The organism is Pseudomonas sp. LS1212 (assembly GCF_024741815.1).
In the GTDB taxonomy this organism is placed as follows: Bacteria; Pseudomonadota; Gammaproteobacteria; order Pseudomonadales; family Pseudomonadaceae; genus Aquipseudomonas.
Window position 1 is genome coordinate 3473282 of the sequence record NZ_CP102951.1, and the last position, 15217, is coordinate 3488498.

At 60.3% G+C, this 15217-nt stretch carries 12 protein-coding genes; 3 read left to right on the forward strand and 9 right to left on the reverse strand.

Annotated features, from left to right (window positions below; all coding sequences use genetic code 11):
- Positions 1-1053 (reverse strand): agmatine/peptidylarginine deiminase, encoded by a 1053-nt coding sequence (locus tag NVV94_RS16205; protein WP_258443396.1) that lies wholly within the window; start codon positions 1051-1053, stop codon positions 1-3.
- 147 nt (positions 1054-1200) lie between these two features.
- Between NVV94_RS16205 and NVV94_RS16210 the strand changes: the two genes are divergently transcribed.
- Positions 1201-2073 carry a LysR substrate-binding domain-containing protein gene (locus NVV94_RS16210; protein WP_258443397.1) on the forward strand — a complete coding sequence of 291 codons (873 nt, stop codon included), beginning with the start codon at positions 1201-1203 and terminating at the stop codon, positions 2071-2073.
- Positions 2074-2398: 325 nt separating this feature from the next.
- Here NVV94_RS16210 and NVV94_RS16215 read toward each other — a convergent pair whose 3' ends face one another.
- From NVV94_RS16215 to NVV94_RS16230, 4 genes are all read right to left on the reverse strand, one after another.
- A complete protein-coding gene (locus NVV94_RS16215) occupies positions 2399-3439 on the reverse strand; it encodes an ABC transporter substrate-binding protein (RefSeq protein ID WP_258443398.1) in 1041 nt (346 codons plus the stop codon).
- A gap of 181 nt (positions 3440-3620) precedes the next feature.
- Complete coding sequence (locus NVV94_RS16220; RefSeq protein WP_258443399.1) at positions 3621-5003, reverse strand: aspartate aminotransferase family protein; 1383 nt, start codon at positions 5001-5003, stop codon at positions 3621-3623.
- A gap of 1 nt (position 5004) precedes the next feature.
- The gene (locus tag NVV94_RS16225; RefSeq protein ID WP_258443400.1) at positions 5005-6447 is read right to left on the reverse strand and encodes an APC family permease; all 1443 of its coding nucleotides are present in this window, start codon (positions 6445-6447) and stop codon (positions 5005-5007) included.
- Between the two features lie 67 nt (positions 6448-6514).
- The gene (locus NVV94_RS16230; protein WP_258447723.1) at positions 6515-7957 is read right to left on the reverse strand and encodes an aldehyde dehydrogenase; all 1443 of its coding nucleotides are present in this window, start codon (positions 7955-7957) and stop codon (positions 6515-6517) included.
- A 380-nt stretch (positions 7958-8337) separates the two neighbouring features.
- On the opposite strand from NVV94_RS16230, the gene NVV94_RS16235 reads away from it, so the two are divergent.
- Entirely contained in the window at positions 8338-9252 is a 915-nt protein-coding gene (locus NVV94_RS16235) for a LysR substrate-binding domain-containing protein (RefSeq protein WP_258443401.1), read from the forward strand.
- Positions 9253-9473: 221 nt separating this feature from the next.
- Here NVV94_RS16235 and argE read toward each other — a convergent pair whose 3' ends face one another.
- From argE to NVV94_RS16255, 4 genes are all read right to left on the reverse strand, one after another.
- Positions 9474-10631 carry an acetylornithine deacetylase gene (gene argE / locus NVV94_RS16240; RefSeq protein ID WP_258443402.1) on the reverse strand — a complete coding sequence of 386 codons (1158 nt, stop codon included), beginning with the start codon at positions 10629-10631 and terminating at the stop codon, positions 9474-9476.
- A gap of 88 nt (positions 10632-10719) precedes the next feature.
- Positions 10720-11394: a DUF1028 domain-containing protein gene (locus NVV94_RS16245; protein ID WP_258443403.1), complete on the reverse strand. Its 675-nt coding sequence runs from the start codon at positions 11392-11394 to the stop codon at positions 10720-10722.
- A 142-nt stretch (positions 11395-11536) separates the two neighbouring features.
- Positions 11537-11947, reverse strand: a complete 411-nt coding sequence (locus NVV94_RS16250; RefSeq protein ID WP_258443404.1) for a RidA family protein — start codon at positions 11945-11947, stop codon at positions 11537-11539.
- Positions 11947-13338, reverse strand: coding sequence for an NAD(P)/FAD-dependent oxidoreductase (locus tag NVV94_RS16255; RefSeq protein ID WP_258443405.1), 1392 nt, complete (start codon positions 13336-13338; stop codon positions 11947-11949). The genes NVV94_RS16250 and NVV94_RS16255 overlap by 1 nt, the downstream gene beginning before the upstream one ends.
- Positions 13339-13758: 420 nt before the next feature.
- Here NVV94_RS16255 and NVV94_RS16260 point away from each other — a divergent pair, with 420 nt between their 5' ends.
- Entirely contained in the window at positions 13759-15213 is a 1455-nt protein-coding gene (locus tag NVV94_RS16260; RefSeq protein WP_258443406.1) for a TrkH family potassium uptake protein, read from the forward strand.
- Positions 15214-15217 lie beyond the last annotated feature (4 nt).

Below are 15217 nucleotides of genomic sequence, written 5' to 3' on the forward strand. Positions count from 1 at the left end.
TTAACCCTTCAGTGGCCAGGCTGGCTGTTGCTGGGTGATGCAATGCACACCGCCGCCGCCATGCGCCAGATGATTGATCCGCACCGGTACCACCTCGCGCCCCGGGAAAGCCTGAGCCAACACTTCGGCAGCCGCCTTGTCGGCATCAATGCCATAGGCCGGCATGATGATGGCGTTGTTGGCGATGTAGAAATTGGTGTAGGAGGCACAGAACACTTCAGCCTCGGTGTCCACGGCATCGGTGGCTTCATACAGTTCGATCAGCTCGAACTTGCGGCCCTGGGCATCGGTTGCCAGTTCCAGCGCGCGACGGTTTTCTCGTACAACCTCGGCATACACCGAGTTCTTGTCGTGAGTGGCGTCCACCAGCAACACGCCAGGGCGGGCGAACGCGCACACGCCATCGACATGGCCGTCAGTCATGTCGCCGGTCACATGGTCCGGATCGCCCGGTAGCCAGACGGTCTTCTTCACGCCCAGCAGGCGCGTGAAGATCTCCTCCATCTCCGCCTTGTTCATGCCCGGGTTGCGATTGGGGTTGAGCAATACCGACTCGGTGGTGATCAGCGTGCCTTCGCCGTCGACATGAATGGCACCGCCTTCGTTACTCAGTGGCGTACCAAAGCACTGCATGCCCAGGTGATTGAGTGCGCGGCGCGCCAGGCTTTCGTCAAGGTCAAAGGCCGACTTCCCACCCCACGCGTTGAAGCGCCAGCTCACACCGGCCAGGCCTTGTTGCGGGTGGCAGACGAAGCTCGGGCCGGAGTCCCGGCACCAACTGTCGTTCACCGCCAACTCGATCAGTTCGATGTTGGGTCCACACAAGGCTGTGGCACGGGTGACAGCAGAGGGGTCGACGACCATTTTTACCGGTTCGAAACGGGCAATGGCGTTGGCCACGCGAGCGAAGTCCTCTTGCACCAGCGGCAATGTGACGCCCCAACCTGACTCCCAGAGTGCCTTGTTGTGCGGCCAAACCATCCAGGTCGCGGCGTGCCTGGCCCACTCTGCCGGCATCCACCAACCACTGTTTCGAATTTCATTCTGCTGCATGACATGCTGCATGATAAAAAGCCCTTTTAGTTAAGCCATTGTGTTCAACAAAACTGCCTTGGCGGTCTTGGCATGTATGCTACGGCTGTAAAATAGGGCAAACAAACGATGGTTTTTGCAGAAAAGTGATTAGAGGAACTTATCAATATGCTCAAGCACTGGCCACCGCTCAGCTCCCTTCGCGGCTTTGAAGCCGCTGCCCGGCTGGGCAGTTTCCACAAGGCCGCCGCCGAGCTGCACCTCACCCAGTCGGCAATCAGTCAGCAGATCCGCAGCCTTGAGGCGTACCTGGAACAACCCTTGTTCTTTCGCAGTGGACGCAGCGTAAGCCTGACCGATGCGGGTCACGACCTGCTCAGCACCACCCAGGCGCTGCTGCAACAACTTGCCGTCGGCATTCGCCGCCTTGGGCAGTATCAGAAACCCAACCAACTGGTCCTCAACACCACCCCGGCGTTCGCCCGTCACTGGCTACTGCCACGCCTGGAAGATTTCCGCCGCCAGCATCCGGAAGTTGATCTCTGGATATTCAGCACCGATGAAGTCCCGGACATGACCAACCAGACCATCGACCTCGCCGTGCGAGATGACATCAGCTCCCAGGCCGAATGTAGCTTCAAGGTGCTGCACGCAGACCGCCTCTACCCGGCTTGTCACCCGAGCCTGTTGGCGCTGCCACGCGAACAGCGCACAACCCTTCACGGCGAGCGGGAAATGGACTGGAGTCACTGGGCAGTAGAGGCAGGCATAGATGTGGGTCAGAAGGATCAGGGGCTGAACTTCTCCGACCCCGGCCTGCTGCTGGACGCCGCTTGTGCAGGGCTCGGTATCGCCTTGGTCAGCCAATTATTGAGTCGTCAAGCGCGCGCCAATGGGTTGCTACAACCCTTGGTTGAGGAAACCATTCGTGGCCCCAACTGGGCCTTGCTGACCCATCGTGACAGTGAGAACAACCCGCTGGCGCGGAGCTTCAGTGAGTGGCTGCTGAGTAAGCTGGAAGCAGCAAGCCAGACAACGTAACGATCCTGGACCAGGTCTCTCATCCTGGGCTTGATATAGGGCAGATTGATATATCTATGTATGAAGGGCAGTTCTGCGGCTCGGCCTACAAGGATCAGCGGATCAGCAGTACGCTGATTCGCGAGTGCTTGCGTGATGGGGATATTGAATTGGCGAAGTATCTTCTAACCGGGAAGGGACTTTGCCTTCCATCGCGAGCAAGCGCAACGCCGCCCGGCCCGCTCCCACAGGATTTCAGTGCCTTGGAGAATGACACGATACCTGCGGGAATGGGCCGGGCAGCGTTGCGCTTGCTCGCGAAGAGGTCAATACAGACAATTAAAAACTAGCGAGCCGCCCAAGCATTGAACCGCTCTTCCAGTTCCTCGCCATGATCGACCCAGAACTCCGCATCCACCGCCTGGGCTTTCGCCAGGTTGGCTTCGGCCGTCGGCAGTTGTTGCTGCACCTGCGCAGGCAACAGTGACAATGCCTCGCGATGCACCGGCCCATAAGGAATGTTCTCCGAGAACACCTTCTGCGTCTGCGGCTGGCTGGCAAAGGCAATGAAACGTTCGGCCAGGGCCTTGTTCGGCGAACCTTTGACCACGGCCCAGTATTCCGGGTCGTAGAGGCTTTCGGGCCAGACGATGCTCAGGTTCATGCCCTCCTTCTGCGCCGAGGCGATGCGGCCGTTGTAGGCTGCGCTCATGACCACATCGCCGGCCACCAGCCACTGTGCAGGTTGCGCGCCGGCCTCCCACCACTGGATGCTGGACTTGATCTTGTCGAGCTTGGCAAACGCCCTGGCCACCCCTTGCGGCGTTTTCAACTCCTTGTAGATCTGATCAGGCTTCACGCCGTCGGCGAGCAAGGCGATTTCCAGGGTGTACTTGGCGCCCTTGCGCAAGCCGCGCTTGCCGGGAAAGTCGGCGACGTTCCAGAAGTCCGCCCAGGAGGTCGGTGCCTTGGCCAGCTTGTCCTGGTCAAAGGCCATGACCATGGACCAGACATAAGTCGCCATGCCGCACTCGGTCAAGGTACCCGGCACGTACTGCGCCTGGTCACCGAACAGGGCCGGGTCGAGGCGCTCGAACAGCCCGGCATCGCAGCCCCGCAGCAACTCCGGGCTTTCGACTTCTACCACGTCCCAGCTGGCATGGCCGACATCGACCATGGCCTTGATTTTCGATAGCTCGCCGTTGTATTCGCCCGCCACGATGCGTCCGGCACCGCTGGCAGTGAAGGGTTGGAAATAGGCCTTGTCCTGGGCCTGCTTGGTGGCGCCGCCGAATGAAATGACCGTCAGGCTCTGCGGCTCGGCGAACACGCCGGTGCACAACAGGGCCAGGGAAAAAGGAACACAGGTACGCAAGGATATGGACATGGAACGCTCCCTCAGCTGAATGTTTGATTCGTTGGGTATTGCCGGGCAGTCGTGGTCAAGGACCAATACGGTTCCATCGTGCCGGCCTCTTGGGGCCGGCATCGTTGTTGGGGAAAGGCTTTCGTCCGGGAAAGCCTGACCGGCGAGTGCCGGTCAGTATTGCGAGGTCAGTGCGGCGAGGTCAGAGGCGACCGTACTCGCGCGCAGTGCGGTCGACGGCGATGCGAGTCTTGTCGACCAGCTCGTCGATGTCGGCACGCTCGGCCACCAGCGCCGGCGCCATGATCATCCGGCCCAGGGTGGAACGAATGATCAGGCCCTCTTCGAAGCCGATGGTGCGGCAGCGCCAGGCCATGTCGTTTTCATTGGCAAAGCGCTTGCGCGTGGCCTTGTCTTCGGCGAACTGCAACGCGGCAACCAGGCCGACGCCCTGCACATCACCGATCAACGGGTGGTTGCCGAAGACTTCGCGCAGGCAGCTCTGCAGGTATGGCCCGGTGTCCTGCTTGACCTGGGTGACGATGCCCTCGTCGCGCAACGCCTTGAGGTTGGCGGTGGCCACCGCAGCGGCCACCGGGTGCCCGGAATAGGTCAGGCCGTGGGCGAACACCCCGCCCTGCTGCACCAGCACCTCGGCCATCTTGCGCGACAGCACCAGGCCGCCCATGGGGATGTAGCCGGAGGTCAGGCCCTTGGCGATCGACAGGGTGTCAGGCTCGAAACCGAAGTGCTGGTGGGCGAACCATTCGCCGGTGCGGCCAAAGCCACCGATCACCTCGTCGGCGCACAACAGCACGTCGTACTGCCGGCAGATGCGCTGGATTTCCGGCCAGTAGCTTTCTGGCGGGAAGATCATGCCGCCGGCGCCCTGAAAGGGTTCGGCAACGAAGGCGGCAACATTTTCCGCGCCCAGTTCGAGGATTTTTTCTTCCAGCTGGCGGGCGGCGCGCAAACCGAACTCGGCCGGGCTCAGTTCACCTTCGTGGGCGAACCAGTACGGTTCATCAATGTGCGCGACATCGGGAATCACCCCGCCCATGTCGTGCATGAACTTCATCCCGCCAAGCGCCGTGGCGCCCAAGGTCGAGCCGTGGTAGCCGTTCCAGCGACCGATCATGATCTTCTTTTCTGGCTTGCCGAGGATCTGCCAATAGCGGCGCACGGTACGGATCAACACCTCGTTGGCCTCGGAGCCGGAGTTGGTGTAGATCGCGTGGCTGTAGTGCTTGGGAAGCAGGCTGAACAGCAGCTCGGACAACTCCACCACCGCCGGGTGCGTGGTGTGGAAGAACATGTTGTAGTACGGCAGTTGCTCCAGCTGGCGGCTGGCCGCGGCGGCCAGGTCCTTGCGGCCATAGCCCAGGTTGGTGCACCACAGGCCGGACATGCCGTCGAGGTAGCGGTTGCCGTCGTTGTCCCACAGGGCCAGGCCTTCGCCACGTACCATCACCCGGGGCCCCTCTTCGTTCAGGGCTTTCTGATCGACGAACGCGTGAATGTGGTGCGCCGCATCCAGGGCCTGGTAGTCAGCAGTGTCGCGGCTCTTTTCAAATGGTGCGGTCATTTCAGATATCTCCTTGGGTCTTGGCATTGTCAGCAGCATTGCCGAGCACGCGTTCAAGCGGCTCAGGCACGAACAGTGGTTTTTTCATGACGTATTTGATCCAGACGATGGCGATCACCGAGACGATCGCCAGGACCAGACCGGCGTAGCTGAAGATAGAAACTGTCATTTCCGGTGCCGGTGAGACATTCCAGATCGCAAAGAGCATTCCAGCGATGCCGAAAATTTGTGGCAACGGGTAAAAAGGTGTGCGAAACGGACGCTTGGCCTGGGGGTAACGACGGCGCAAGGCAATCACATTCACATGCGTGATGATGTAGGCCAGCAGCCAGGCCAGCGCAGCAGCCAGCAACAACAGATTGATGGCGTCCGGATGCTCATGCATCAGTAGCAGCGGCAACCCGGTGACGGCCGAAACGAATAACACGGCTACCCAAGGCGCGCCGGTGCGGCGGCCCTGGCGCTTGAGAATACCGAACGCCTGTCCGTTGCGGGCCATGCCGAACAGCATCCGCGGAATCGCTGCCAACGAACTGTTGAGGGTGCTACAGGTTGCCGTGATGGCCGCCGTCACAAGGAACACTTTGCCGGCTTCGCCGAACACAGATGTGGCGAACAGATAATGAGGCAGACCGTTGCTGACCAGCTCGGCCTGGGGCACGGTGAGCAAGGCGCCTAAGCAGTACAAGGCAATGATCACGAAAATGATGGTCAGGCCCAGCATCATCGAGGTAGGAATGTTGCGTTCCGGACGCCGAGTCTCCTCCACCAGTGGGCAGACGAATTCGGCACCGACGAAGCCCCATACGGCCATGGCCGTCAACGCGATCACACCCAGGCCCATGGGGTTCCAGTTCGCCGCCGCGAACAGGCTGGCGGCAGGTACGACGCCATCGCTGGCCAGGGCGCTCATACCCATCACCAGCAGCACCACCGTCATGACCACCGCCAACACCGTCTGCAAGCGGGCAAAGATGTCGATGTTGAACAGGTTCAGCACGGTGAAGAGCGTCAGTACCCCCAGCGCCACGCTGAGTGGTGGCAAAGCGTGCGGGTAGACCTTGTCGATGATGAACTCCAGCAACAGCAGCTCGGCCGACAGTGCGAACATCGCCACTACCACGTAGCCGGAAAAGGTCGCCAGAATCGCCGGAAACTGCCCGATGGCCACTTCGGTGTAGCTGCTCAGGCTACCGGCCCGCGGAATCATCAGCGAAAGCTCGGAGAACGAGCAGGCGTAACTGAGGGCCAGTAGCCAGGCCAGAGTCAACGGCACGATGAAACCGATACCGGCCATGCCGGCGCCCTGTAACATCAACACCATCACGCCCTGGGACACGACCAGTCCGATAGCCACCGACAACAATGCCCCCAGTCCCAGCCGGGGTTTGCTGACCGAACCTGGGGCGATAGTCGCCGCCCCGACGTTTGCACTTGTGTTCATGGTTATTCCATCTTTTTGTTATAGAAAGGTAGTCATCGCAACCGCCACAACCTGTAGCCATGCGGCGTCAACGCAGTTGGAACCAAGTGGTTTTCAATTGGGTGTATTTGTCGAACGCGTGCAAGGAAAGGTCCCGGCCGAAGCCCGACTGCTTGCCACCGCCAAACGGCACCGTGACATCCAGTGCATCGACCGTGTTCACCGACACCGTGCCGGCGTTCAAGCGCCCGGCAACGCGGTGGGCGCGGTTGAGGTCGTCGCTCCAGAGCGAGGCTGCCAGGCCGTAGATGTGATCGTTGGCCATGGCTATCGCTTGGTCTTCGGTGTCGAAGACGCTGATGGCCAGTACCGGGCCAAATACTTCTTCGCGGGCCAGCTGCATGTCGGCGGTTACGCCAGTAAACAGGGTCGGTTCGATGAAGTTGCTGGAGCCGTCGAAGGTCAGTTGGCGGCCGCCGCAGACCAACGTTGCACCGCTTTCGCGGGCCTGACGGATGTAGCCCATCACGCTTTCGGTTTGCCGGGGATCGACGATCGCACCGCTCTTGCTCGCCGGATCCAGCGGGTTGCCAGGCAGCCATTGGCGGGCCTTGGCGGTCAGGCGCTCAACGAACTCGTCGTGAATCGAGCGCTGCACCAGCAGCCGCGAGTTGGCGGAGCAGACCTCGCCCTGGTTGAAGAAAATCCCGAATGCCGCTTTCTCTGCCGCCAGGTCCAGGTCCTGGCAATCCTCGAAGATCAGGTTCGGGCTCTTGCCGCCGCACTCCAGCCAGACCTGCTTGAGGTTGGACTGCGCCGAGTACTGCATGAAGTACTTGCCGACTTCGGTGGAGCCTGTGAACGCCAGAGCATCCACGTCCATGTGCAGACCCAGGGCACGACCGGCGCCCTCGCCCAGCCCCGGCACCACGTTGAACACCCCGGCCGGTACGCCCGCCTCAAGCGCCAATTCGGCCAGGCGCAATGCCGAGAACGGCGATTGTTCGGCAGGCTTGAGCACGACGCTGTTACCGGCAGCCAACGCCGGCGCAACTTTCCAGGCGGCCATGTCCAGCGGGAAGTTCCACGGCACCACCGCGGCGATCACCCCCAGCGGTACGCGAGTGATGGTCGCCAATACATCGCGACCGGTGGGCGCCACTTGATCGTAAAGTTTGTCGAGACTCTCGGCGTACCAGGCAAACACGTGCGCCGCACCCGGCACGTCGATGTTCCAGGCGTCCATAACCGGCTTGCCCATGCTCAGCGAATCGAGCAACGCCAGCTCTTCGCGGTTGGCCAGCATCAACTCGGCCAAGCGCAGCAACACCTTCTTGCGCTCGCCCGGCGCCAAGCGCGCCCAGGGCCCCTGCTCGAAAGCCTGGCGTGCGTTGCGTACCGCCAGGTCGACCTCAACCGCGCCGCAGGCGGTCACCTTGGCCAGCTCCTGGTTAGTCGCCGGATTGATCACGTCGAAGGTGAGCCCGGAGGCGGCAGCCACCTGTCGGCCGCCGATCAGCGCCTTGTCTATAAACCCTTGGCGGGCCGCCCGCTGTTACCAATAGCTGAGATCTAACACGCTGCACTCCCTCATCGACCACCGTTGCGGTCATGTATCTGTAAAGTAGGGTTCGATAGTGCGGCATACCTGGGCAGAGGAAAATTATTAAAAATATGCTTGGGACCTATAAAAAAGCTCGGCAGAGCGAATCCCCAAAAACGCGCAGCTGGGGTATGGTGCAGACTCAACGGGCGAGCTTGACCTGCTCCGCATCGCCCTTGTGCCAGCGCGCATACAGGGCGTTCGACCAACGTATCGGGACCAGCCGGACCACGAAGCCCGCCGTAACCCGGCACAGCAAGCTACAAGCTGCTCGTGAGCCGGGCAGTACCAACCCAATAGAGGTTCCCGTGGCTACCTATACCTTGCGCCAACTCAAATATTTCGTGACCACCGTGGAGGCTGGCAGCGTGGCCGAGGCCTCGCGCAAGCTGTACATCGCCACGCCGTCGATCTCCACGGCGGTCAAGGGGCTGGAAGAAAGTTTTGGCGTGCAGCTGTTCATTCGTCACCACGCCCAGGGCGTGTCGCTCACCCCGAGCGGCGCGCGCTTCTACCGCAAGGCCCAAGAGCTGCTGCGCATGGCCCATGAGTTCGAGCAGAACGCCATGGCGGATAACGACATAGTCGCCGGGCAGATCGACATCGGTTGCTTCGAGACGGTGGCGCCACTGTACTTGCCGCGCCTGATCGCCGGCTTTCGTCAGCGTTATCCGGGGGTGGACATCCGCATACGCGATGGCGAGCAGCAGGAACTGGTCCAGGGTCTCACTGCCGGGACCTTCGACCTGGCCTTTCTCTATGAACACGACCTCGACAACACCATCGAAACCGAGCCCTTGATGCCACCGCAGAAGCCCTATGCGCTGCTGCCCGAGGGTCATCGGTTCACGGAGCAGGCCCAGGTTTCTCTGCGCGACCTGTGCCTGGAACCGATGATCCTGCTCGACGTACAGCCGAGTCGTACGTACTTCGTGAGCATCTTCACCGAACTGGGGCTAACCCCGAACATCGTCTTCAGCTCGCCGTCGATCGAAATGGTGCGCGGCATGGTCGGCCAAGGCTTCGGCTTCTCCCTGCTGGTCACCCGGCCGCACTCGGAATGCACCTACGACGGCAAGAAGGTGGTGACGGTGGACATCGCCGAGCAGGTGACGACCTCAGGTCTGGTATCGGCCTGGCTCAAACGCGCCCAGCTGACCAAGCCAGCGCGGCTGTTCGTGGATTACTGCAAGGAGCAGCTGGGGACAGGCGGCTCGGCATAGCGTCGACCGCCGAACCCCATTAAGTGCGCAATACCTGCAGACCGTTCTTCAGCGCCAGCGCTGTATCGCCCAGTTTGGCCGCGGACTGGTTGATCGCATCGACATCCTTGCGCGTGTGCTCGAAGACATCGCGCATGCCATCTGGGGTTCATGCTGTCGCTACTCTTCCTCGGACAAATCCCACCAGCCGGCCGTGAAGCGGATGGTGGGCAAAATGTGAATCAGACGCCGCGCTGCAACCAGTCCGTTAATCGCCCCAGCATGGCATCGCAGCCGTCGAGCTGCTCTTGGCTGACGAACTCGTCCGGCTTATGCCCTTGATCCATGCTGCCCGGGCCGCAGACTACGGTGGGGATGCCGGCCTGGCAGAACAGGCCACCCTCGGTGCCAAAGGCCACGGTGACGAATTCGCGGCTGCCGCTGATGAGCGCGAGCAGTTCAGCCACTTCGCTGTGCGGGTCGGTGGCCAGACCCGGGTAGGCTGACAAGGGCTGAAAAGCGATAGCGCTGTTGCTGCTGCGCGCATGCATCGACGGCAACAGCTGGCTTTCGGCATAGCCGGCAAGCTGATCGACCACCTGCTGAGCATCGAAGTCCGGCAGCGCGCGTATCTCGAAGTCGAACTGGCACTCGGCCGGCACTATGTTCAGTGCCCTACCCCCCTGAATCATGCCCGTCTGCACGGTCGAGAATGGCGGGTCGAAGCGAGGGTCGTGCAATTCCAGGTGCGCCAATTGCTCGCCTATTTCGCCCAACTTGCCAATCAAGCGCGCCGCATATTCGATGGCGTTGACCCCCTGCGGTGCATAGGCCGAGTGACAGGCGGCGCCCTGCACCTGGCAGCGCATGGCCAACTTGCCTTTGTGACCGAGCACAGGTTTGAGCTCAGTCGGTTCGCCGATGATGCAGGCGATGGGTTTGTGCGGCCGCTGCTCGAGTTCGGCCAACAAGGAACGCACGCCCAGACAGCCGACTTCTTCGTCGTAGGAGAAGGCCAGGTGCACGGGCACGCTCAGCGGTTGGGCGAGAAAGCGCGGCACGGCTGCCAGTACAGAGGCGATATAACCCTTCATATCGGCGCTGCCGCGCCCGTACAACTTGCCGTCACGCTCGGTCAGCTGGAACGGTTCGACCGTCCAGTCCTGGCCCGCCACTGGTACCACGTCGGTGTGGCCGGACAGCACCACACCGCCACGATCGTTCGGACCGATAGTGGCGAACAGGTTGGCCTTGGTCCGCTCGACGTTGTAATCCAGCTCGCACGCCACCCCCAGGTCGTTGAGGTATTGGCGAATAAACTCGATCAGCGCCAGGTTGGACTCGCGGCTGACGGTATTGAAAGCAATCAGCTTGGCCAGCAGGTCACGGCTGGTGGGCATGGACGGGACTCCTTGGGCGTGGCGGTGAGGGTATGAGTTAATTGATGGGTATCGCAGCGCGATACCCATCCTACGGTTGTGCACCGCGTTACTCGTTGCCCGGCACTCCGTAGCTGGGGGCAGCGGTCGGGTCGAGGGCACGGGTCAGGTAGTCCTGCATCTGCGGGCGATAAGCCTGCCAGAGCTGGTCGAGCTGCCCGATCGGGTCCTCGTCGGCCCAGTCCACCCGCAGGTCGACAATCGGCCAAGTCAACTCACCGACCACCGAGAGCGCCGCCGAATGCACCGGCCCCGCTTCACCACCTGCGGCAACGGCGGCGTACATGGCTGCCAGCAGTCGATCGGGCAAACTACCCCCTGCCTGCTCGAAGGCACCCACCATGGCCGCGATAACCTCAGTCCCGGCCAGTAGATTGCCGGCGGCAACGCAATGCTCGCCAGCCAAGGCATTGCTGTTGCCGAGCGCCTGAGCGCCGCTGAACATTGCAGTGCGCCCTTGGCTGTCGATAACCGCGACCTGGCGGTACTGGCTATAGCCATTGCTGCTCAGCGCCCTATCCAAGGCCGCGGCGGGCTCCTGACCGGCATCGAGCAAGTCGAGGATCTGCGGGCCAAGCGCTGGCAGGGTAATGTTCTGCGTGGCCACCGCGCCGACGCCGGCGCGCAGCCAGGGACAACGCGCGCCCACGGCAATGCTCGAGGAGCTGATGGCGATGCCCAACTGGCCGGTTTCGGCACAGCGGCCGACGATGGAAAAGGTCATAAAGCCTCCTTGAATAAAAGATGCTGAAAGCGTCGCGAGCGAAAGCCAGGCAAGGCGAGTGGGACCGCAGTGGCGCAGTTTACTGGTGTAAACGAGCTCTCTGAGGTCGCACTCACCGCGGCATGATCGAGTGCAGCAGCTTTCAGTCAGGGATAACAGCGATCACATCGATTTCCATCAACCACTGCGGCTGGCCGAGGGCCGATACCACCAGCCCGGTGGAGATCGGGAACACGCCCTTGAGCCATTTGCCGACTTCCTGGTAGACCGGTTCGCGGTAGCGCGGGTCGATCAGGTAGGTGGTGGTCTTGACGATGTGGCTGAGGTCGCTGCCGGCTTCTTCCAGCAGTTGCTTGACGTTGCGCATGGCCTGCTCGGCCTGCGCCCGTGGGTCGCCCAGGCCGATGAGGTTGCCTTCGAAATCGGTCCCTACCTGGCCACGCACATAGATCGTGTTGCCGGCGCGCACGGCTTGGCACAGGTCGTTGTCCAGCGTCTGGTTTGGGTAGGTTTCTTTGGTATTGAACATGCGGATGCGGGTATGTGTAGGCATCAAATAACTCCCATAATGCTGGCTTTCTGAATGTGCGATTCGGGGCAAAGACCATCAGGCCCGTCCTCTCGATCAGCCTCTGCCTGGCGTTGCGAGGCATCCCGATAGGCGAGGTAGGTGCGCTGTTTGACGATGTGGTCGGCGATATGCTTGGCATCGTGCCAAACGCCCCAGATGAACGCGGAGCCACGACGCGACAGCCACGGCAGGCCGACGAAATAGACGCCAGGCTCGCTCGAGACACCGCGTTGATGCTGTGGCTTGCCGTTGGCGTTGAAGGCGTTGACCTTCAGCCAGCTGTAATCAACTGAATAGCCGGTTGCCCAGATGATCGAGGTCACGCCGGCCTTGGCCAGATCGAGCTCGAGGATGGGTTGGCTCACACACTGCGGATCTGGAAACATGGTGCGCGCTTCGGGTTCTTCCGGAAGGTCGAGACCATTGCGGGCAATGTAGGCGTCAGCCGCATCGAGCAGCGCCAGATAGTTCTCATCGCCGCGGGCAAGGTTGTCTGCAAGGTTCGCTTCGAAAGTCGCCATGCCGTCGTTGAACGATTTCGTCAGGCCAACGAGCGTCATCCCCTGGTGGGCGAGCCTGCGGAAGTCTACGGTATGGCCGCCACGCGCACCGCTTACGGCAATCGTAACGTGCTCCTTGCCCGGCTGGACGCCTTCCGCATCCCATTCGCCGAGAACGCCCAGCCACCAGCAGAAGTCACGGTTACGATAAGCACGTGGAGGACGATCGTGCGCGCCCACCGAGAGGTAGACCTGCTTGCCGGAACGCTGCAGCTCATCGGCGATCTGCACTCCTGATGACCCAGCACCCACCACCAGAACAGCCCCCTCGGGCAGTTGCTGCGGATTACGGTACTGGGCGGAGTGGATCTGGGTGATTTTCCCGTCTTCAGGTGCGATCGGCGGGATTACCGGGCGCTGGAACGGACCGGTTGCGATAACCACCTGGTTGGCCTCGATCACGCCCTCGGAGGTTTCAATCGTGAAGCCTGGCCGGTCGGCATTGCGTTCGACCTTTTTCACTTCCACACCGGTGCGGATGGGGGCGTTGAACTTCTTGGCATAGGCTTCGAAATAATCCGCAACCCGCTCTTTCGGGGCAAAGGCGTCTGGGTCGAGACCGTCGAACTCCAGACCGGGAAAGCGATCGTGCCAGACCGGACCATTGGCAACCAGCGAATCCCACCGTCCCGTACGCCAGGCTTCAGCGATACGATTGCGCTCCAGGACGAGGTGGGGCACTCCCTGTTTGCTCAAATGTTCGCTCATGGCTACGCCGGCCTGACCGGCGCCAACAACAAGCGTATCTATTTCTATTTTTTCAACTGTCATGTCGGTGTGCTTCTGAAAGGCGGTTTGATTCAGGTCGGTCATGGCTTGCCTCCTCTGATTCTGATCATTGTTGTTCTGCGGTTGCGGCTATCTGTAGGGGTGTTGACCGCATTCTGTTCGGAGCCAGGGATTTGCGAAATTATGATTTTTGTAGTCGCTGGCTAGGAAAAAGCTGCCCCCACGCAAAGCGCGAGGCTCGCATGGCAGAAGGCTTGGGATGTGAGCTCGTCACTGAACAGTGTCCGGTGCACTGCAGACTCGTGTTGTATTGATGCGAAAACCGGAAAAAAGCGAGTATTTCTACTTTAGCGCCTCGTTCACTTCCAGCTTGCCGACTCTCGGCGCGACCCCGTGTTCACGTAGGAAGCAGCAATTTTTCACCGACGAAATTTACGAAAACTTTACGGCAGGCGTGTAACGCAATAACGACAATGCTTAGTGTTAACAGATCAGAGTTCCTACATGCCCCTTCCCGTACTGCGGCTTATTGGTTTCATCCTTGGGATTTTTCTGATCACCTTGGCCGTGAGCATGGTTATCCCCATGCTCACCTTGATGCTCCACGAACGCAACGATGACCTTCCCGCCTTCGTTTGGTCCAGCCTTATCACCTTCATTTGTGGGCTGGGCCTGATTGCTAGAGGTCGCCCTGAAACTCCTCAACTTCGTTCTCGGGATATGTACCTGCTGACCACTTCCAGCTGGGTGGTGGTATGCGCTTTTGGCGCCTTGCCGATGGTTATGTTCCAAGATGTTAGTTACACCGATGCCTTCTTCGAGACGATGTCAGGGATAACTACGACAGGCTCAACGGTATTTACCGGGCTAGACACGGCCTCGCCCGGTCTACTGATTTGGCGTTCTCTATTGCATTGGCTCGGTGGTATCGGATTTATCGGCATGGCAGTAGCGATCTTGCCACTGCTGCGAGTCGGTGGCATGCGGCTTTTTCAGACCGAATCCTCTGATTGGTCCGAGAAAGTGACCCCGCGTTCACACGTTGCAGCCAAATACATTCTCCTGATCTATCTCGCGCTGACCGCCCTGGGCACGCTCGCTCTATGGCTCGCAGGGATGACACCTTTCGAAGCCTTCAATCATTCCATGTCGCTGATTTCAACCGGCGGTTTTTCAACATCTGATGCCTCGTTGGCACACTGGACACAGCCTGCTGTGCACTGGGTAGCGGTGCTCGTCATGATGCTCGGAAGTTTACCCTTTACCTTGTATGTCGCCACATTGCGCGGCAATAAGATGGCGTTACTGAAGGACCAACAAGTACAAGGTTTTATCGGGTTTCTTGTGATTACCTGGCTCGTATTCGGCACTTGGCTGCACCTTCACAGTGACTTCAATTGGTTGGATGCATTCCGTATCGTTGCCGTTAACGTGACGTCGGTGGTCACTACCACCGGCGTGGCTCTGGGAGACTACACCTTGTGGGGCAGTTTCTCTCTCATGGTGTTCTTCTATTTGACCTTTGTCGGGGGCTGTTCAGGCTCGACTGCGGGCGGCTTGAAGATTTTTCGGTTTCAAGTGGCTTTTTCCCTGCTGATCAGCAGTCTGAAGCAATTGATTCATCCAAGAGCCGTGATCAGTAAAAAATACAACGGCCATCCGCTGGATGAGGAAATTGTTCGTTCGCTGCTGACCTTTACGTTCTTTTTCATGGTCACCATTGGCGCCATTGCCCTGGGGTTGGCGCTGATTGGACTGGACTGGACCACTGCACTAACGGGCGCTGCAACCGCGGTTTGTAATGTGGGGCCAGGCCTGGGCCCTATTATTGGCCCGGCGGGAAACTTCTCGACCTTGCCCGATACTGCGAAGTGGCTTCTGACGATCGGGATGTTATTGGGCCGTCTGGAGGTGTTGACCGTTCTGGTCCTCCTCACACCCGCCTTCTGGAAATATTGAGCTG